1 protein-coding gene is annotated in these 294 nt (G+C 27.9%); it reads left to right on the top strand.

The features are described from left to right. A partial coding sequence (locus tag CCAL9328_RS10855; RefSeq protein WP_502707306.1) for a phage integrase central domain-containing protein occupies nt 1-294 on the top strand: 294 nt, incomplete at both ends.

Genomic DNA, 294 nt, shown 5'->3' with positions numbered 1-294 from the left:
TTTATAGCGTAGCTGAAGCTAGGCGTGATGCCTTAAAGATTTTAAAAGAGCTTGAGAGCGGTAAAGATATAAATACAATTATGGGTAAAGATGAAAAATATCTATATAAAAATTTATTTAACACATATATCAAACAAAAACTAAAAAATGGCATAAGCCAAAGCTATATCGCTAAAATAACCAAACAACACCAAAACTATATCCTACCAAGCTTTGGCAATAAAGATATAAAAACTATAAAATATTCTGATATTTTTGCGGTTTTAAATGCTATTTTTAATCCAAATAACCCAC

The sequence above is a fragment of the Campylobacter sp. RM9328 genome (assembly GCF_012978615.1).
The sequence above is the reverse complement of the archived record's forward strand: the minus strand, read 5'-3'. Positions and strand labels throughout refer to the sequence as shown.